The organism is Pseudomonas coleopterorum (assembly GCF_900105555.1).
GTDB classification, from domain to species: domain Bacteria; phylum Pseudomonadota; class Gammaproteobacteria; order Pseudomonadales; family Pseudomonadaceae; genus Aquipseudomonas; species Aquipseudomonas coleopterorum.
On the sequence record NZ_FNTZ01000001.1, the window covers coordinates 3,991,289 to 4,008,179 of the forward strand.

At 64.9% G+C, this 16,891-nt stretch carries 17 protein-coding genes; 7 read left to right on the top strand and 10 right to left on the bottom strand.

Features of this window, described 5'->3' with window-relative positions; translation table 11 throughout:
• Nucleotides 1-25: 25 nt before the first annotated feature.
• The 5 genes from mrdA to BLV18_RS17980 are packed head-to-tail and all read right to left on the bottom strand — an operon-like array spanning nucleotide 26 to nucleotide 4,800.
• On the bottom strand, nucleotides 26-1,921 hold the full coding sequence (mrdA, locus tag BLV18_RS17960; protein ID WP_049860838.1) for a penicillin-binding protein 2: 1,896 nt from the start codon (nucleotides 1,919-1,921) through the stop codon (nucleotides 26-28).
• Nucleotides 1,922-1,936: 15 nt separating this feature from the next.
• On the bottom strand, nucleotides 1,937-2,404 hold the full coding sequence (gene rlmH, locus BLV18_RS17965; protein ID WP_043192648.1) for a 23S rRNA (pseudouridine(1915)-N(3))-methyltransferase RlmH: 468 nt from the start codon (nucleotides 2,402-2,404) through the stop codon (nucleotides 1,937-1,939).
• Nucleotides 2,405-2,412: 8 nt separating this feature from the next.
• Nucleotides 2,413-2,820 (bottom strand): ribosome silencing factor, encoded by a 408-nt coding sequence (rsfS, locus tag BLV18_RS17970; RefSeq protein ID WP_090360562.1) that lies wholly within the window; start codon nucleotides 2,818-2,820, stop codon nucleotides 2,413-2,415.
• A gap of 17 nt (nucleotides 2,821-2,837) precedes the next feature.
• Nucleotides 2,838-3,527, bottom strand: coding sequence for a nicotinate-nucleotide adenylyltransferase (nadD, locus tag BLV18_RS17975; protein WP_090360565.1), 690 nt, complete (start codon nucleotides 3,525-3,527; stop codon nucleotides 2,838-2,840).
• A 1-nt stretch (nucleotide 3,528) separates the two neighbouring features.
• Nucleotides 3,529-4,800 (bottom strand): glutamate-5-semialdehyde dehydrogenase, encoded by a 1,272-nt coding sequence (locus tag BLV18_RS17980; RefSeq protein WP_090360568.1) that lies wholly within the window; start codon nucleotides 4,798-4,800, stop codon nucleotides 3,529-3,531.
• Nucleotides 4,801-4,968: 168 nt separating this feature from the next.
• On the opposite strand from BLV18_RS17980, the gene BLV18_RS17985 reads away from it, so the two are divergent.
• Together BLV18_RS17985 and BLV18_RS17990 are read left to right on the top strand one after the other, a co-directional pair.
• The gene (locus tag BLV18_RS17985; RefSeq protein WP_090360571.1) at nucleotides 4,969-5,640 is read left to right on the top strand and encodes a DNA-3-methyladenine glycosylase; all 672 of its coding nucleotides are present in this window, start codon (nucleotides 4,969-4,971) and stop codon (nucleotides 5,638-5,640) included.
• Nucleotides 5,641-5,643: 3 nt separating this feature from the next.
• Nucleotides 5,644-6,963, top strand: a complete 1,320-nt coding sequence (locus BLV18_RS17990; protein ID WP_090360574.1) for a bifunctional DedA family/phosphatase PAP2 family protein — start codon at nucleotides 5,644-5,646, stop codon at nucleotides 6,961-6,963.
• 36 nt (nucleotides 6,964-6,999) lie between these two features.
• Here the strand turns inward: BLV18_RS17990 and BLV18_RS17995 are convergent, their stop codons facing one another.
• The 3 genes from BLV18_RS17995 to BLV18_RS18005 are packed head-to-tail and all read right to left on the bottom strand — an operon-like array spanning nucleotide 7,000 to nucleotide 8,680.
• A complete protein-coding gene (locus BLV18_RS17995; protein WP_090360576.1) occupies nucleotides 7,000-7,590 on the bottom strand; it encodes an LON peptidase substrate-binding domain-containing protein in 591 nt (196 codons plus the stop codon).
• Nucleotides 7,591-7,601: 11 nt separating this feature from the next.
• Entirely contained in the window at nucleotides 7,602-8,318 is a 717-nt protein-coding gene (locus BLV18_RS18000; protein ID WP_049860831.1) for an LrgB family protein, read from the bottom strand.
• Entirely contained in the window at nucleotides 8,315-8,680 is a 366-nt protein-coding gene (locus BLV18_RS18005) for a CidA/LrgA family protein (protein ID WP_049860830.1), read from the bottom strand. Before BLV18_RS18005 ends, BLV18_RS18000 begins: the two co-directional genes overlap by 4 nt.
• A 221-nt stretch (nucleotides 8,681-8,901) precedes the next feature.
• On the opposite strand from BLV18_RS18005, the gene BLV18_RS18010 reads away from it, so the two are divergent.
• The gene (locus tag BLV18_RS18010) at nucleotides 8,902-10,611 is read left to right on the top strand and encodes a C13 family peptidase (protein WP_090360579.1); all 1,710 of its coding nucleotides are present in this window, start codon (nucleotides 8,902-8,904) and stop codon (nucleotides 10,609-10,611) included.
• A 40-nt stretch (nucleotides 10,612-10,651) separates the two neighbouring features.
• Nucleotides 10,652-11,293, top strand: coding sequence for an oxidoreductase (locus tag BLV18_RS18015; protein ID WP_049860828.1), 642 nt, complete (start codon nucleotides 10,652-10,654; stop codon nucleotides 11,291-11,293).
• Between the two features lie 15 nt (nucleotides 11,294-11,308).
• Here the strand turns inward: BLV18_RS18015 and ubiX are convergent, their stop codons facing one another.
• Both ubiX and mpl read right to left on the bottom strand, forming a co-directional pair.
• Nucleotides 11,309-11,938 (bottom strand): flavin prenyltransferase UbiX, encoded by a 630-nt coding sequence (gene ubiX, locus BLV18_RS18020; protein ID WP_090360582.1) that lies wholly within the window; start codon nucleotides 11,936-11,938, stop codon nucleotides 11,309-11,311.
• On the bottom strand, nucleotides 11,935-13,284 hold the full coding sequence (gene mpl, locus BLV18_RS18025; RefSeq protein ID WP_090360587.1) for a UDP-N-acetylmuramate:L-alanyl-gamma-D-glutamyl-meso-diaminopimelate ligase: 1,350 nt from the start codon (nucleotides 13,282-13,284) through the stop codon (nucleotides 11,935-11,937). Before mpl ends, ubiX begins: the two co-directional genes overlap by 4 nt.
• A gap of 187 nt (nucleotides 13,285-13,471) precedes the next feature.
• On the opposite strand from mpl, the gene exaC reads away from it, so the two are divergent.
• The 3 genes from exaC (at nucleotide 13,472) to BLV18_RS18040 (ending at nucleotide 16,637) form a co-directional block, all read left to right on the top strand.
• Entirely contained in the window at nucleotides 13,472-14,992 is a 1,521-nt protein-coding gene (gene exaC / locus BLV18_RS18030; RefSeq protein WP_049860826.1) for an acetaldehyde dehydrogenase ExaC, read from the top strand.
• Between the two features lie 201 nt (nucleotides 14,993-15,193).
• The gene (locus BLV18_RS18035) at nucleotides 15,194-15,841 is read left to right on the top strand and encodes a DedA family protein (RefSeq protein WP_090360590.1); all 648 of its coding nucleotides are present in this window, start codon (nucleotides 15,194-15,196) and stop codon (nucleotides 15,839-15,841) included.
• Between the two features lie 4 nt (nucleotides 15,842-15,845).
• Nucleotides 15,846-16,637 carry a M90 family metallopeptidase gene (locus BLV18_RS18040; protein ID WP_090360592.1) on the top strand — a complete coding sequence of 264 codons (792 nt, stop codon included), beginning with the start codon at nucleotides 15,846-15,848 and terminating at the stop codon, nucleotides 16,635-16,637.
• Nucleotides 16,638-16,891 lie beyond the last annotated feature (254 nt).

Sequence of the window (16,891 nt, forward strand, 5' to 3'; positions counted from 1 at the left end):
CTCGCTGGAGAGGATGCGGTCGAAATTACTCTTCAAGGGCGGTGATCTCCGCGCCCGCGGCGCTGGCGTATTCGGGTTTCAACTGGCCGTCGGGGCCGAGCAGCCAGGCATCCATGATCTGCCGCACCACGGGCGCGGCGACGCCTGAGCCGGACTCGCCGTTCTCGACCATCACCGACACCACGATGCGCGGGTTGTCGGCAGGCGCGAAGCCGACGAACAGGGCATGATCGCGATGGCGTTCCTGGACCTTGCTGCGGTCGTACTTTTCGCCCTGGCGAATGGCGACGACCTGAGCCGTACCGGACTTGCCGGCGATGCGGTACTTGGCGCCGATGGCCGCCTTGCGCGCGGTACCGCGGGCACCTTGCATGACCATCTCCATGCCATGGGTGACCTTGCCCCAATCGGAGGGGTTGCGCAGCACGATGTCGGGCATGGGGTTCTCGTCCACCGGCGGCGCGCCCTCGATGGTGCGCGCCAGCCGCGGACGATTCCACTTGCCCTTGTTGGCCACCAGAGCGGTGGCCTGGGCCAATTGCAGCGGGGTGGCCTGCATGTAGCCCTGACCGATACCCAGAATGAGCGTTTCGCCGGGGAACCAGGCCTGGCGACGGGTCTTGCGCTTCCATTCGCGCGAAGGCATCAGGCCCGGCGACTCCTCGAACATGTCCAGGGACACCTTCTGGCCGATGCCGAACTGGCCCATGTAGCTGTCCAGCTTGTCGATGCCCAGCTTGTGCGCCAGGTCATAGAAATAGGTGTCGTTGGAACGCATGATGGCGGTGTCCAGGTCGACCCAGCCATCGCCGGTGCGGTTCCAGTTGCGGTACTTGTGGTCGTAGTTGGGCAACTGATAGAAGCCGGGGTCGAACACCCGCGAACCGGCGTTGATCACGCCGGAGTCCAGGCCGGCGATCGCTACCGCAGGCTTGATCGTCGAACCAGGTGGATACAGGCCGCGCAATACACGGTTGAACAGCGGCCGATCGATCGAGTCGCGCAGGTCGGCATAGGCCTGGAAGCCGATGCCGGTGACGAACAGGTTGGGATCGAAGCTGGGCTGACTGACCATGGCCAGCACTTCACCGGTGCGCGGGTCCATCGCCACGATGGCACCGCGCCGACCGCCCAGCGCTTCTTCGGCAGCTTCCTGCAGCTTGATGTCCAGGCTCAGGACGATGTCCTTGCCCGGTTTCGGATCGGTGCGCTTGAGCACCCTTAGCACACGGCCGCGGGCATTGGTCTCGACTTCCTCGTAACCCACCGTGCCGTGCAGTTCCGGCTCGTAGAAGCGCTCGATGCCGGTCTTGCCGATGTGGTGAGTACCGCTGTAGTCCACCGGATCCAGGGTCTTGAGTTCCTTTTCGTTGATGCGTCCGACATACCCCACCGAGTGCGCGAAATGCGCGCCCTGTGGGTAGTGCCGCACCAATTGCGCGACCACTTCCACACCGGGCAGACGAAACTGGTTTACTGCGACCCGGGCGATCTGCTCTTCGTTGAGCTCGAACAGGATCGGCACCGGCTCGAACGGCCGGCGCCCCTGTTTCATGCGGCGTTCGAACAGTTGCCGGTCTTCGTCGCTGAGCTCCAGCACCTCGACGATGGTGTCGAGCACCTGGCGCCAGTCGCCGGAGCGCTCGCGGGTCATGCTCAGGCTGAAACTGGGTCGGTTGTCGGCCACAACCACGCCATTGCGATCGAAGATCAGCCCGCGCGTGGGCGGAATCGGCTGCACGTGCACCCGATTGTTTTCCGACAAGGTGGAGTGATACTCGTACTGGATCACCTGCAGGAAATACAGGCGCGCGATCAGGACGCAGATCAGCACCAGAATCGCCGCCGCACCGACCACGACGCGGCTGCGCACGGTACGCGCGTCTTTCTCGTGGTCCTTGAGGCGAATCGGCTGGGACATCGGCTGGTTTACGGCCTATTTGTGATAAGGGTGCCCGGACAGTACGGTCCAGGCGCGATACAGCTGCTCGCCGATGAGTATCCGTACCAGCGGGTGAGGCAAGGTCAGCGGCGACAACGACCAGCGCTGCTCGGCACGGGCGCAGACTTCTGGCGCGAGCCCCTCGGGGCCACCGACCATGAAGTTCACCGTGCGCGAGTCCAGGCGCCAGCGATCCAGCTCCACCGCCAGCTGCTCGGTGCTCCAGGGCTTGCCGTGCACTTCCAGGGTGACGATGCGCTCGCCCGGGCCGACCTTGGCCAGCATCGCTTCGCCTTCCTGACGGATGAAGCGTGCGACGTCGGCATTCTTGCCGCGGGTGTTCAGCGGAATTTCGACCAGGTCCAGCGCAAGCTCGGCAGGCAGACGCTTGGCATACTCATGCCAGCCTTCTTCCACCCACTTGGGCATGCGCGAACCCACCGCGATCAGACGCAGACGCATGGCCCAGACTACTCTTGGTCGTTAAGAGCCTGGTGGCCAGGGGTATGGTGCGCAGCGCTGGCGGCACGGCTCTGCTCGGCGCCCTGCCACAGACGTTCCAAGTCGTAGAACTGGCGCGAGGCGGCGGTCATCATGTGCACCACCACGGTGTCCAGGTCCAGCAGGACCCAGTCGCTGTCGCCCGCGCCTTCTTCGCCCAGCGGCTTGACGCCCTTGGCCTTGACCAGTTCGCGAACCTTCTCGCGCATGGCGCTGATCTGGCGGTTGGAGGTACCGGTGGCGATCACCATGAAGTCGGTGATGCTGTTCTTGTCGCGCACGTCGATGACCAGAATGTCCTGGGCCTTGACGTCTTCCAGAGCGGCTTTGGTCAGCTCGACGATTTCTTCTGCAGGGATTGCTTGCTTATTGCTCATAAAAAAACTCGTTCAGTTCAATTGGACGCACGGTACAGCCCGTGCGCCTCGATGTAGGCCAGTACAGCGTCAGGCACCAGGAAACGCACCGACTTGCCGCTGGCCAGCAGTTGACGGATCTGGGTGGCCGACACCGCGAGCGGTGCCTGCCAGACGAAAGTAATCTGCCCGCAGGCCCCCTTGAGGGCTTGCGGGTCGCTGATGGAACGCGCCGCCACCAGATTGCGCAGGGCATCGGGCAGCTCGGTGTCGGCATCAGGTCGCTGCAACACGACGATATGGCAGTGCTGCAGCAGTTCTTCCCAGCGGTACCAGGTGGGCAGGCCACAAAAGGCGTCCCAGCCCAGCAGCAGGAGCAACTGGTCTTGCGGGTCCAGCTCGGCACGCATCGACACCAGGGTGTCGAGGGTGTACGACGGTTTGTCGCGCGTCAGTTCGCGGTCATCCACGCTCAAGGGCGCCAGCCCCTGCACCGCGGCACGCACCATGGCCAGGCGCTGCTCGGCCGATACCTGCGGCTGGTCACGATGCGGCGGCCGCGCGCTGGGCACCAGCCGCAGGTCATCCAGACCCAGTGCCTCGGCCACCTCCACGGCGCCGCGCAGATGACCGATGTGCACCGGGTCGAAGGTACCGCCCAGCACGCCGATTCGACGCGCAGCGCGGGAGTGTACAGCGTGGGGACCGGGGCGGCTCGGTGCGGTCAACTCAGACCGGCTCCTGGCCGCGTAACTGCCCGTCGCCGATCACCACGTATTTCTCGCAGGTCAGGCCTTCCAGCCCCACTGGACCGCGAGCATGGATCTTGTCGGTGGAAATGCCGATCTCGGCGCCCAGACCATACTCGAAGCCATCGGCGAAACAGGTCGGGGCATTGACCATGACCGAGGCCGAGTCGACTTCGGCGATGAAATGCCGGGCGTGACCCTGCTGCTCGGTCACGATCGCATCGGTGTGGTGCGAGCCGTGCTGGTTGATGTGCGCGATCGCCTGGTCCAGGCCGTCGACCACACGGATCGACAGGATGGCCGCGAGGTACTCGGTATCCCAGTCCTCTTCGCTGGCCGGTACCGCGTCGATGAGGTCGCGGGTGCGCGGGCAACCGCGCAACTCGACGCCTTTCTCGCGGAACTGGGCGGCCATCGGCGGCAGGAAGCTGGCCGCCACCGACTGGTCGACCAGCAGGGTTTCCATGGCCCCGCAGATGCCGTAGCGATAGGTCTTGGCATTGAAGGCGATGCGTTGCGCCTTGGCCAGGTCGGCCCCGGCGTCGACGAACACATGGCAGATGCCGTCCAGGTGCTTGATCACCGGCACCTTGGCCTCGCGGCTGACGCGCTCGATCAGACCACGCCCGCCGCGCGGCACGATGATGTCCACGTACTCGGGCATGCTGATCAGGGCGCCGACCGCCGCGCGGTCAGTGGTGTCGACCACCTGTACCACGGCGGCGGGCAAGCCGGCTTCGGCCAGGCCGCGCTGGATGCAGGCGGCGATGGCGCGGTTGGAATGGATGGCCTCGGAGCCGCCACGCAGGATGGTCGCGTTGCCCGACTTCAGGCACAGGCTGGCGGCGTCGATGGTCACGTTGGGCCGCGACTCGTAGATGATGCCGACCACGCCCAGGGGCACGCGCATCTTGCCGACCTGGATGCCCGAAGGCCGGTAGCTCATGTCGCGGATCGCGCCGACCGGGTCCGGCAGGCTGGCCACTTGGCGCAGGCCGACGATCATGCCGTCGATGCGCGCAGGGGTCAGCGCCAGGCGCTCGAGCATGGCCGCGTCCAGGCCATTGGCGCGACCCGATGCCAAATCCTGCTCGTTGGCGGCAACCAGTTCGGCGCGGGCGCTGTCCAAGGCACTGGCCGCCGCCTGCAGGGCGCGATTCTTCTGCGCGGTGCTGGCACGGCCAATGACCCGCGAGGCTTCGCGGGCGGCGCGACCCAGGCGGGTCATGTAGTCAAGAACGGACTCGGTCATGGTCTCTGTGGTCTTGGCAAAGAGGAAAGCGGCTGATTATAGCTGTCACGTACGCCCACTAACAGCGGTGACGGGCGGATGGTCGAAAACACCTCTTTAAACATATGTCCACGGGCCTGCCCGATGTGCAATTGCTATCATCCACCGCGACACCGAATGGACCCCGTTATGTTCAACCCGTTGCCCGACGCCTTTTTCGATACCGACGCGCAATCCCTGGCCCGTGCGTTGCTCGGCAAGGTGATTCGCCATCGTCAGGGTCCCTATTGGCTGTCGGCGCGCATCATCGAAACCGAGGCGTACTACGTCACGGATCGCGGCAGCCATGCCTCGCTTGGCTATACCCACAAGCGCCGTGCGCTGTTCCTGGACGGCGGCCACATCTATATGTATTACGCCCGCGGTGGCGATTCGCTGAATTTCAGTGCCCAGGGGCCGGGCAACGCGGTGCTGATCAAATCGGCCTACCCCTGGCTCGACGCCTGCACCGACGACAACGCCTTCGCCCAGATGCAGCTCAACAATCCCGATGCGAGCGGCCAGCCGCGTCCGGCCGAGCGCCTGTGCGCCGGGCAGACCCTGCTGTGCAAGGCCCTGGGCCTGAAAGTGCCGGTGTGGGACGCCCAGCGCTTCGACACCGAGCACCTGTTCGTCGACGACGTCGGCGCCACTGTCCCGCACGTTGTGCAGACCACGCGCCTGGGCATTCCGCTGGGCCGTGACGAACACCTGCCCTATCGCTTCGTGGATGCCGGCTATGCCCGCTTCTGCACGCGCAACCCCCTGCGTCGCGGCCAGATCGAAGGCCGCGATTATTTCTCGATCTTTCAAGGAACCTGACTCATGGGCGAATGGCTGGACAGTCTGACAGGCTGGCTGACGTTGCATCCGCAGTGGCTGGGCGTGGCGATCTTCGCCATCGCCTGCATCGAATGCCTGGCGATCGCCGGGATCGTCGTACCCGGCACGGTGGTGTTGTTCGCCGTGGCGGTGCTGGCGGGCAACGGTGCGCTGTCGCTCAGCGAAACCCTGCTGCTGGGCTACGCCGGTGGCCTGTTGGGCGACGCCATTTCATACGCCTTGGGCAGGCGCTTTCACCAGAACATCCGTGGCCTGCCGTTGCTGCGCACGCACCCGCAATGGCTGGAAACCGCCGAGAGCTATTTCCAGCGCTACGGCGTCGCCAGCCTGCTGGTCGGACGCTTCATCGGCCCGCTGCGGCCGATGCTGCCCATGGTCGCCGGCATGCTCGACATGCCCTTGCCGCGCTTCATTCTCGTCAGTCTGGTGGCGGCAGCCGGCTGGTCCGTGGCCTATCTGCTACCAGGCTGGGCCACCGGTGCGGCATTCCGCCTGCCCCTGCCCGATGACTTCTGGCCACAGGCCGGTATTGTCGTTGCCTGTATCGCTTTGTTGATGGGCCTGAGCCTGCATGCTACGTGGCGCAACCGCGAGCGCGGCACGATGCTGATCGCCATCGCCTCCTTGATCATGCTGATTGCCTTGTTCTTCGGCTTCCCGCACCTGAGCGCGCTGGACAACGGCCTCAAGACCCTGGTGCAGGAGCACCGCAGCGAGGCCGCGGAAACCTTCGTGGTGCTGGTGACACGCATCGGCGATTTCCGCACCCAGTTCATGGTGGCCGGACTGCTCACCGCACTGCTGCTGATCACCCGCCAATGGCGGCCGGCCCTGTTCGCCTGCTCGACCATGCTGATCACCGCATTGCTCAACGGCTCGCTGAAACACCTGGTGGCGCGGCAGCGGCCCGACGTGCTGCTCGAACCGCTGACCACCTTCAGCATGCCCAGCGGGCACAGCTCGGCGGCCTTCGCGTTCTTTCTGAGCCTGGCGATCCTGGCCGGACGTCGGCAGACGCCGCGCATGCGCCTGGTCTGGGTCATCCTGGCGAGCATTCCAGCGCTGTCGATTGCCTTGTCGCGGGTCTACCTGGGCGCCCATTGGCCGACCGACATCATGGCCGGAACCATGCTGGCCTGCTTCGTCTGCGCCTCGTGCCTGGCGGCCGTGGAATATCGCAAGCCGCTGCCGGCCATGCCCCTGCATGTCTGGTGGCTGGTAGTACCGGCATGCGCACTGCTGCTCGGCTTCTTCGCCGTGCACGGGCTGCCGATGGCACTGGAACAGTATCGCTATATGTAGCCCAAGCGCAGGGAGCGCCCATGATCCTGCGAAAGATCAGGCCTGGGCGTCACCCTGCAGGGTATCAAGCAGGGCCTGGATCTGCGTCAGGCTCACGCCAGGGTCGCTCTGGGCCAGCAATCGGCTTTTCTCCTGCTCGGTGAACGGCAGCAGATAGGCCAACTGGTTGGCCAACGACTGCTGTCCCTGAGCACCTTCGGTCATGCCCAGAGCGGCGACCATGGGATGTTCGGCCAATGCCTGCAACAGGGCCTGCAGATCGGCATGTTCTTCGGTCAGCGGCGGGTCCGCCTGCTCATCCAGCCAGCTCACGTCGGCCACCAGCAACTGATCCTTCTGTACCTCGGTACGCTCGACACGGAAGCGCCGCGCACCTTTCACGCGAATGCCCAGCAGGCCATTGTCCTGCTGCTGGAAGTCGATGATCACCGCCTCGCAGCCCACCTGGGCGTGCGCGCTCGGTGCGTGGCCGACTTCTGCGCCGTCGACGATACCGACCACCCCGAAGCCGGTACCCTGCTTCATGCAGCGACCGATCATGTCCAGGTAACGCGCCTCGAACAGCTGCAAGTCCAGCACGCAGCCTGGGAACAGCACGGTGTTGAGGGGAAAGAGCGGCAATGTCATGGCTTGTGTCCTCACGCGAATGCGCTGATGGCCAACGGCAGGAAAACCGCCGTGCCGACGCCCATCAGACTCATGGCCAGCGCCGCGAAGGCGCCGGTTTCTTCACTTTCCTGCAATGCCACCGAGGTCCCCACCGCATGCGCGTTCAGGCCCAGTGCCATCCCGCGCGCCGCCGGATGCTCGACGCCCAGCAGAGACAGCAGGCCGGGGCCGAAGATTCCACCGATGACGCCGGTGATCAGCACGAACACGGCCGCCAGCGCTGCGACGCCACCAATCTGCTCCGCCACCAGCATGGCGATCGGCGAGGTGACCGACTTGGGCGCCATGGTCATCAGAATCATGTGATCGGCCCCCAGCCAACGCCCCAGCAGCAGGCACAAGGCCGTGGCGAACAGGCCGCCCAGGCCCAAGGTGATCAGCGTCGGCCACAGCAACTGACGAATCCGCCGCAGGTTGAGGAACAGCGGCACCGCCAGGGCCACCGTCGCCGGGCCCAGCAGAATGCCGAGAATTTCCGTGCTCTTGCGGTATTCGGCATAGCTGATCCCGCAGCCGACCAGCACCGCGACCAGCAGCAGCATCGACAGCAGCACCGGTTGCAGGAAGATCCAGCGGGTCTTCTCGTAGCCGGCCAGCACCAGTTGATAGGCGCCCAAGGTGATGCCGATGCCGAACAGCGGATGATGGATGACGGCCTGCACCGCACCCTGCCAGTCCAGCATCATGGTTGCACCGGGGTGTCGTGTCGGCGGCGACGGATCAGGCGCTGCATCAGCCAGCCAACGAACACCGTGGATACCGTGACGGAAATCACCAGCGAGCCGACGATGGCCCAGAAGTCATCGGCGATCTGCTGGGCATACACCATCACGCCCACTGCAGGCGGCACCAGCAGCAAGGGCAGGTAGCGCAACAGGTTGTTGGCCGCCAGGCTCAGCGGCTCGCTGACCTCGCCACGGACCATCAGGTAGATCAGCAGCAGCACCAGACCGATGATCGGACCGGGCAACACAGGCAGGATCAGATGATTGAGGGCCGTGCCCAACAGCTGGAACAGGACCAGCCAGGTCAAACCGCGTAGCAACATTGGGGGTCTCCTTCGCAAGCCAGGCATTATAAGCACCTCGGGCGTACGCCTGGGTGATGCAAGATGGCGCACCCCTTGGCGGGATACGGACCGAGCAGGCAGGCGACGATCATCCGAACGCTGTCGGCGTGCAGGCAGCGCGTGGCCGAAAAGCACCCTGCATCTGTTTTCCACCCTTGCATCTGCGGCATACTCGGCGCCTCAATCGCCCGGACCCGCTCATGCGCCCTCTCGTCCCCCTCGCCCTGTCGTTGTTGATCGCCGCTTGCGGGGATGGCGAGCCACTGTCGCCGCCCGATGCGCGACTGCCCGATGGCGGTCGCTATCGGGGGGACGTGGTCAATGGGCTGTTGCAGGGCCAGGGCCGGGTCGACTACCCCAACGGCAGCGGCTACGCCGGGCAGTTCCAGGACGGCCAGTGGCAGGGCCAGGGCCAATGGCACGGGCGCAATGGCGAGGTCTACACCGGCGGCTTCGACCATGGACTGTTTCATGGCCAGGGAACGCTGATCGCGCGCGGCACCACCTACACCGGCGGCTTCGTCAAGGGACGGCGCCAGGGTGAGGGCACCTTCAAGGAAGCCGGCGTGTCGTACCGCGGCGGCTTCAAGGAAGATCAGTACTGGGGTGAAGGCCACATCGAGCTCGACGACGGCAGCCAGTACCAGGGCTGGTTCGCCCACGGCAAACCCAATGGCGAAGGCACGCGCAGCGATGCGGCGGGCAATCAGTTCACTGGCACCTTCGTCAACGGCCTGCTCGAAGGCCACGGCACGTTCAGCAACGCCGACGGCGACCAGTACATCGGCAACTTCCACCTCAACCAGCTGCACGGCCGTGGCCGCTACGAGAATGCCGCAGGCGACGTGTGGATCGGCACCTTCAAGGAAGGCGTGCTCAGCGGCAAGGGCGAAATGTTCGCCAGCGATGGCAGCCACTACAAGGGCGAATTCGCCGACTGGCGCTTCAGTGGCAAGGGTTGGCTGGCCCTGGCCGACGGCAGCACCTACAGCGGCATCTTCGAGAACGACACCTATCAAGGCCAGGGCACCCTGACCCTCAAGGATGGCAGCACCCAGGTCGGCTTTTGGCTCAATGGCCAGCGCATTCGCGACGCCCAGGGCCACCTGTTGCCCGATCCGCTGGAGCAGGGGCTGCTCAACCAGGGTCGGCTGCTGGAGCAGGCGCTCGCCGCCGTTCCGCCGTCCACCGCGGCGATCGAACTGTACAGCCTGGCGCTGGCCGGGGATGGCAAGCAAAGCGTGTTCATGCGCGAAGCCGACTACGTCACCGGCATGCTCGCCAGCCGTTTCGGCGCCATCGGCCAGATCACCCTGGCCAACCATCGTGATCACCTGGCCGATCGCGCGATGGCCAGTCGCGAAACCCTGAGCCGCAGCGTCCAGACGCTGGCGGCGCGCAGCGGCCCGGAAGACCTGGTGTTCATCTACCTGACCAGCCACGGCACCAGCGAGCACGAACTGGTGCTCGACCAACCTCGCCTGCAGTTGGGCGACCTGCCGGCCGATGAACTGGCCGCCGTGCTGGCACCGCTCAAGGGCCGCGACAAGGTGGTAGTCATTTCGGCCTGCTACTCGGGCGGTTTCATTCCAGCGCTCAGGGACGAGAAAACCCTGATCATGACCGCCTCGCGAGCCGACCGCGTGTCCTTCGGCTGCTCCGAAGAGGCCGACTTCACCTATTTCGGCGACGCCCTGTTCGCCCAGGCCCTGAACCAGACGGACGACCTGCAGCAGGCATTCGAACTTGCCAGCCGGCACGTTGCCGAACGGGAGATCGCCGACAATTACGAGGCCTCGCAGCCACAGATCTGGGCGCCCAAGGGGGTGCTCGCGCATTGGCAGCGATTGCGCCAACAACAGGCCAAGCGCGCATTGCACGCTGCCGCAGCGCCTGATAACACGCCATAGGGCATCCGCTTCACGCTGCCTGTATCAAGGGAGACACCGCATGTACTTGACGCCGCAGCACATCCTTCTCGCGGGCGCCACGGGCCTGACCGGCGAGCATCTGCTCGATCGCCTGCTCGCCGAACCCACCGTGAAAAGAGTCCTGGCGCCTACCCGCCGCCCCCTCGCCGAGCACGCGCACCTGGAAAACCCGGTGGGGCCGTTGCTGCCGCTGCTGGCAGACCTGCAAGGGCCGGTGGACATCGCCTTCTCGTGCCTGGGCACGACCATCAAGCAAGCCGGCTCCCAAGAGGCGTTTCGCGAGGTCGACCATACGCTCATCGTCGCCTATGCCCAGCGCGCCCTGGAACTGGGCGCGCGGCACTTTCTGCTGATCAGCGCCATCGACGCCGACCCGCAATCCTCGGTTTTCTACAATCGGGTGAAGGGCGAAACCGAAGAGGCCCTGCGTGCGCAGGGCTGGCCGCAACTGACCATCGCCCGGCCTTCGCTGCTGATCGGTGACCGCGTCGAGGCACGCCTGGCCGAGCGCATTGCCGGGCCCCTGTCGAAACTGATTCCGGGCAAGTACCACGGCATCGAAGCGCTGCAACTGGCCCGCGCGCTATGGCGCCTGGCGCTGGAGGAACAGGACGGCGTGCGCGTGGTGGAGTCGGACGAGCTGCGGCGCCTGGGCAAATAGCTTGCCGCCCGCGCCTCAGTCGTCGCTGCCGTGGTGGTGCTCCCCCCAACGCGGCAGCATGTCCTGAGGAATATCGAGCAGATTCAACACGCGCGCGACGACGAAGTCGATCAGGTCGTCGATGGTCTGCGGCTGGTGATAGAACCCCGGCGCCGCCGGCAGGATCACCGCGCCCATCTGCGACAGCTTGAGCATGTTTTCCAAATGAATGGTCGAAAACGGTGCTTCCCGCGGCACCAGAATCAACTGCCGCCGCTCCTTGAGGGTGACGTCGGCGGCACGCTCGATGAGGTTGTTGCAGGCGCCGGTGGCGATGGCCGACAGCGTTCCCGTCGAGCACGGCACCACCACCATCGCACTGGGCGCACCGGAGCCCGAGGCCACCGGCGACATCCAGTCTTCCTTGCCATACACGCGGATCTGCCCGGCGGACGCTCCGGTGTACTCATTGAGAAAAGCCTGCATGGCCTGCGGTTTGGCCGGCAGGGTGACGTCGGTCTCGGTGGCCAGCACCAGTTGCGCGGCCTTGGAGATAAGGAAATGCACCTCGCGATCCTCACGCACCAGGCAGTCGAGCAGGCGCAAGCCATACTGCGCGCCCGAGGCGCCGGTCATGGCCAGGGTGATGCGCTGCGGGCTACTCATTTGAGCGCCTCCGCCAGTTTCAGATGCAGGCCGCCGAAGCCGCCGTTGCTCATGATCACCACATGGGTGCCGGGCCGAGCCTGGCCCTTGACCCGCTCGATGATGGCTTCCAGCGAATCGGCCACGATTGCCGGGACCGGGCACTGCGCCGCCGTCGCGGCCAGGTCCCAGCCCAGATTGGGGGGCGCGTACCAGATCACCTGATCGGCGTCGCGGACGCTCTCGGGCAGGCCGTCGCGGTGCGCGCCAAGCCTCATGGAGTTGGAACGCGGTTCGATCACCGCGATCAATGCCGCATCACCAATGCGCTTGCGCAGGCCGTCCAACGTCGTGGCGATAGCCGTGGGGTGGTGCGCGAAATCGTCGTAGAGGGTGACGCCCTGCACTTCGGCGACCCATTCCATGCGCCGCTTGACGCTCTTGAACGCGCACAGCGCCTCGATACCCAACGGCGCAACCACACCGACGTGGCGGGCGGCGGCCAGGGTTGCCAAGGCATTGGCCACGTTGTGCTGGCCGGTCAGCGGCCAATCCACCGTGCCCTGCACCACACCCTCGAACGACACTTCGAAGCGCGAGCCATCGGCACTGAGCAGATTCGCCTGCCATTGACCGTTTTCGCCCGAGGTCTGCACCGGTGTCCAGCAACCCATCTCGATCACGCGACTCAAAGCCGGCTCGGTGGTGGGGTGGATGACCAGGCCCTCGCTGGGCACCGTGCGGATGAGGTGATGGAACTGACGCTCGATAGCCGCCAGGTCGGGGAAGATGTCAGCGTGATCGAATTCCAGGTTGTTGAGGATCGTGGTCCGCGGGCGGTAGTGGACGAACTTGGAGCGCTTGTCGAAAAACGCGCTGTCGTATTCGTCTGCCTCGACCACGAAGAACGGCGTCTGCCCCAGGCGGGCGGACACCGCGAAATTCTGTGGCACGCCGCCGATCAAAAAGCCCGGCGCCATGCCAGCATGCTCCAGCACCCAGGCCAGCATGCTGCTGGTGGTGGTCTTGCCGTGGGTGCCGGCAACGGCCAGCACCCAGCGCCCCTGCAGCACATGGTCGGCCAGCCATTGGGGGCCGGAAACGTAGGGCAGGCCTTTGTTCAGCACGTATTCGACCGCTGGGTTGCCGCGCGACAGGGCATTGCCGATCACCACCAGATCGGGTGCAGGCTCCAGCTGAGTGGCGTCGTAGCCCTGGGTCAACTCGATGCCCTGAGCTTGCAGCTGGGTGCTCATGGGCGGATAGACGTTGGCGTCCGACCCGGTGACACGGTGGCCCAGTTCCTTGGCGAGCACCGCCAGAGAGCCCATGAAGGTGCCGCAGATACCGAGAATGTGAATGTGCATGGTTGGCCTCGTAAAACGTCGAGGCAGGGTAGCGTAGGGTAGGAAAAATCGCATCCTTTGATTGGCGACCACCCGCTTCCCGCCTGCCGCTGTCCAGTGGTTTCAAGGCGCCCTGCCTGGCTTTGTTCTACGCTTAAGGGGCGCTACCGCGCGTCCTCCACAGAACCACAACAGCAGGAGACTCCCCATGCGTTACGCACACCCGGGCACCGAAGGCGCCAAGGTCGAGTTCAAGGCCAAGTACGGCAACTATATTGGCGGCGAATTCGTCGCGCCGGTGGACGGCAACTACTTCACCACCACCTCACCCGTCAACGGCAAGCCCATCGCCGAATTCCCCCGCTCCAATGCCCGCGACATCGACAAGGCGCTGGACGCCGCCCATGCCGCCGCCGAGGCGTGGGGCACGACGTCGGTACAGGCTCGCTCGCTGATCCTGCTGAAGATCGCCGACCGTATCGAACAGAATCTGGAAACCCTGGCCATCACCGAAACCTGGGACAACGGCAAGGCCATTCGCGAAACCCTGAACGCCGACATTCCGCTGGCGGCCGATCATTTCCGCTACTTCGCCGGTTGCCTGCGGGCCCAGGAAGGCAGCGCCGCCGAAATCGATGGCAACACCGTCGCCTACCATATCCACGAGCCGCTGGGCGTGGTCGGGCAGATCATTCCCTGGAACTTCCCGATCCTGATGGCCGCCTGGAAGCTGGCCCCGGCACTGGCCGCCGGCAACTGCGTGGTGCTCAAGCCGGCCGAACAGACGCCGCTGGGCATCACGGTACTGATGGAGTTGATCGGCGACCTGCTGCCGCCAGGCGTGCTCAACGTGGTCCAGGGTTTCGGCAAGGAGGCTGGCGAAGCGCTGGCCACCAGCAAGCGCATCGCCAAGATCGCCTTCACCGGCTCGACACCGGTGGGCTCGCACATCATGAAATGTGCTGCCGAGAACATCATTCCCTCGACGGTGGAGCTGGGCGGCAAATCGCCGAACATCTTTTTCGAAGACATCATGCAGGCCGAGCAGACCTTCATCGAGAAAGCCGCCGAAGGCCTGGTGCTGGCCTTCTTCAACCAGGGCGAGGTGTGCACCTGCCCTTCCCGCGCGCTGGTGCAGGAATCCATCTACCCGGCTTTCATGAAGGAAGTCATGAAAAAGGTCGAGCAGATCAAGCGCGGCGATCCGCTGGATACCGACACCATGGTCGGCGCCCAGGCGTCGGAGCAGCAGTTCGACAAGATTCTCTCCTACCTGGAAATCGCCAAGGGTGAAGGCGCCGAACTGCTCACCGGCGGCCAGGTGCAGAAGCTCGAAGGTGACCTGTCGACCGGCTACTACATCCAGCCGACCCTGCTCAAAGGCACGAACAAGATGCGCGTGTTCCAGGAGGAAATCTTCGGCCCGGTGGTCAGCATCACCACCTTCAAGGACGAAGCCGAAGCCCTGGCCATCGCCAACGACACCGAGTTCGGCCTGGGTGCCGGGGTCTGGACCCGCGACATCAACCGTGCCTGGCGCATGGGCCGCGGGATCAAGGCCGGACGGGTCTGGACCAACTGCTACCACCTGTACCCGGCGCATGCCGCGTTCGGTGGCTACAAGAAATCCGGCGTGGGCCGCGAGACCCACAAGATGATGCTTGACCACTACCAGCAGACCAAGAACCTGCTGGTCAGCTACGACATCAATCCACTGGGCTTCTTCTAACCCCATGGCAGCGGGGGATGCCTTGGCGTCCCCCGCCTGTTCTGCCGACCCTGTCCTGCTCTACCCACCCTGATGGTTTCACTGCGCCGACATGCGACCGCCGGTCGGTTGCGTGTGCCTGGCAAACCGGCCAACAAACCTGCTTCACCCATCGGTATACTGCGCGGATTCTCAAAGATCGAATCAGCACAGGTACCCGCCATGGAATTCAGCTTCATCGACCTCATCCTGCACCTGGATGTGTACCTCAACATGCTGGTGACCCAGTACGGCACCTGGGTCTACGCGATCCTGTTCCTGGTGATCTTCTGCGAAACCGGCCTGGTGGTGATGCCTTTCCTGCCCGGTGACTCGCTGTTGTTCATCGCCGGTGCCGTGGCGGCCGGTGGCGGCATGGACCCGTTCCTGCTCGCGGGCCTGCTGATGACCGCCGCCATCCTGGGCGACAGCACCAACTACACCGTCGGGCGTACCGTGGGCGACAAGCTGTTCAGCAACCCGGACTCCAAGATCTTTCGTCGCGACTATCTGGATCAGACCCACGCCTTCTATGCTCGCCACGGCGGCAAGACCGTTACCCTGGCGCGGTTCCTGCCGATCCTGCGTACCTTTGCCCCGTTCGTGGCCGGTGTCGGCAAGATGCACTACCCGCGCTTCCTGGGCTTCAGTGTGCTGGGCACGGTGTTGTGGGTCTGTGGTCTGGTGACCCTGGGCTACTTCTTCGGCAACATGCCGTTCATCAAACAGAACCTGACCCTGCTGATCGTCGCGATCATCCTGATTTCGCTGCTGCCGATGATCATCGGCCTGGTGCGCAGCCGTATGGGCGGCCCTGCCCCGTCGCGCTGAAATCATGTGGTCGTTAAAGGCCTGGCGGCGCCAGCGGATTCTGGACCGCCACCGTATCGATGACGCGCTGTGGCAAACGGTGCGTGAAGACCTGCCGATCCTCGAGGGCCTCGATGCACGGCAGGACCAACACCTGCGCGAGGCCTGCGTGCTGTTCCTGCAGGCCAAGGCCCTGACCTGCCTGCCCGGTGTCGAACTCGACGATCGCGCCCGCCTTCACCTTGCGGCACAGGCGCAATTGCCGTTGCTGCAACTGGGCGATCTGGACTGGTATCAGGGCTTTCACGAAATCGTCCTGTACGCCGACGATTTCGTCAGCCCGCAGCGCTACCGCGATCCCAGCGGCGTGGAGCACCAGTGGGACGGCGAGCACAGTGGCGAGGCCTGGCAACAGGGGCCGGTCATCCTTGCCTGGTCGGGGGTGATGACCAGCGGTGGCTGGGACGGCTACAACCTGGTCATCCACGAACTGGCGCACAAGCTCGACATGCTCAACGGCGACGCCAACGGCCTGCCGCCGCTGCACGGGGACATGCATGTGAGCGACTGGGCCAGCGCCATGCAGCACGCCTACGACGATCTCAATCGCCAGCTCGATGCCGATCCGGATGCGGAAACGGCCATCGACCCCTATGCGGCGGAAAACCCGGCGGAGTTCTTCGCCGTCACCAGCGAGTATTTCTTCGCCGCGCCGGATTTGCTGCACGAGGCCTATCCGCTGGTCTATGAACAGCTGCGCCTGTTTTATCGCCAGGATCCGCTCCAGCGGCTCGCGGCCCTCCCCCGACCTGCGTAACGCCCGGACGCGGCTCGCGCCGCTGCTACAGGGGATGTGATTGCCGGCAAACGCGGCGTTGGCACATGCGATGGGTTGCCGATGGCCTGCATCGCCTGGATGAACACGGTCCCCTGTAGCAGCGGCGCGAGCCGCGTCGGCAGGCGCTGCAGACGACCGGGGCCGGACCGTGGCGCGTGTGGCATGCGCTCCTACAATGTGCCTATAATCGCGCCCACATTTTCGGCCTGCACGGCCTTCAGACTGGCCCAAAC

Coding starts and splice junctions, on each gene's coding strand:
- BLV18_RS18000 (WP_049860831.1), bottom strand. CDS start 8,318: ATGATGCTGGACTGGCAGGGTGCGGTGCAGGCCGTCATCCATCATCCG.
- BLV18_RS18040 (WP_090360592.1), top strand. CDS start 15,846: ATGTGGTCGTTAAAGGCCTGGCGGCGCCAGCGGATTCTGGACCGCCAC.
- mrdA (WP_049860838.1), bottom strand. CDS start 1,921: ATGTCCCAGCCGATTCGCCTCAAGGACCACGAGAAAGACGCGCGTACC.
- BLV18_RS17980 (WP_090360568.1), bottom strand. CDS start 4,800: ATGACCGAGTCCGTTCTTGACTACATGACCCGCCTGGGTCGCGCCGCC.
- exaC (WP_049860826.1), top strand. CDS start 13,472: ATGCGTTACGCACACCCGGGCACCGAAGGCGCCAAGGTCGAGTTCAAG.
- BLV18_RS17990 (WP_090360574.1), top strand. CDS start 5,644: ATGGGCGAATGGCTGGACAGTCTGACAGGCTGGCTGACGTTGCATCCG.
- mpl (WP_090360587.1), bottom strand. CDS start 13,284: ATGCACATTCACATTCTCGGTATCTGCGGCACCTTCATGGGCTCTCTG.
- BLV18_RS17995 (WP_090360576.1), bottom strand. CDS start 7,590: ATGACATTGCCGCTCTTTCCCCTCAACACCGTGCTGTTCCCAGGCTGC.
- rlmH (WP_043192648.1), bottom strand. CDS start 2,404: ATGCGTCTGCGTCTGATCGCGGTGGGTTCGCGCATGCCCAAGTGGGTG.
- ubiX (WP_090360582.1), bottom strand. CDS start 11,938: ATGAGTAGCCCGCAGCGCATCACCCTGGCCATGACCGGCGCCTCGGGC.
- BLV18_RS18015 (WP_049860828.1), top strand. CDS start 10,652: ATGTACTTGACGCCGCAGCACATCCTTCTCGCGGGCGCCACGGGCCTG.
- BLV18_RS18010 (WP_090360579.1), top strand. CDS start 8,902: ATGCGCCCTCTCGTCCCCCTCGCCCTGTCGTTGTTGATCGCCGCTTGC.
- rsfS (WP_090360562.1), bottom strand. CDS start 2,820: ATGAGCAATAAGCAAGCAATCCCTGCAGAAGAAATCGTCGAGCTGACC.
- BLV18_RS17985 (WP_090360571.1), top strand. CDS start 4,969: ATGTTCAACCCGTTGCCCGACGCCTTTTTCGATACCGACGCGCAATCC.
- BLV18_RS18035 (WP_090360590.1), top strand. CDS start 15,194: ATGGAATTCAGCTTCATCGACCTCATCCTGCACCTGGATGTGTACCTC.
- BLV18_RS18005 (WP_049860830.1), bottom strand. CDS start 8,680: ATGTTGCTACGCGGTTTGACCTGGCTGGTCCTGTTCCAGCTGTTGGGC.